Source organism: Devosia chinhatensis (genome assembly GCF_000969445.1).
GTDB lineage: Bacteria > Pseudomonadota > Alphaproteobacteria > Rhizobiales > Devosiaceae > Devosia > Devosia chinhatensis.
On the sequence record NZ_JZEY01000066.1, the window covers coordinates 1 to 505 of the forward strand.

The following is a 505-nucleotide window of genomic DNA, read 5'->3' on the forward strand; positions in this document are numbered from 1 at the left end:
TACGCCGCGCGCAGACCGTCGAACTCGGCCTATCGGTGTTGCGGCAGTTTTGTCGGAGCTGGCCTCGTCGCAGAGGGACGGCTTTGGCAGGGGCCTACCGGCAATTCCGCGAGTCTGGGTTCCATGCTGGTCACGGACGAGCATGGACAAAACCAGTTCGTCCACCTCATCGCTGCCCTTTATGCCTTGGAAAATTGACTGGGCGACGCTGAAATGCGATTGCCGGCAGGCGATCCCATGACATGGCGCTATGATACGCTGGAGCCAGTCTTGTCAGACTGGCTCGAGCAGAGCGCCACGGCTCTCGCAAAGGTCATCGCAGACAGCAGCGCCGTGTGCGACCTCTCAACGCCCATAATCTACAGTGACAGGCCGGTCGCAATCACCGCACGCAGCGTCCAGCGTCCGCGCGATAGCTGGGCAAGGCTACCCGTCCTCGCTTTTGTACATCCACATCTCGTAGAAGCCACATACACGTCTCTAGCCGTCCCATCAGGATAGTGCC

At 60.2% G+C, this 505-nt stretch carries 1 pseudogene; it reads left to right on the plus strand.

Annotation, left to right across the window (positions count from 1 at the left end):
- Nucleotides 1–198, plus strand: a pseudogene (locus VE26_RS18345) (ROK family protein); the annotation flags it as partial.
- Between the last annotated feature and the right edge of the window lie 307 nt (nucleotides 199–505).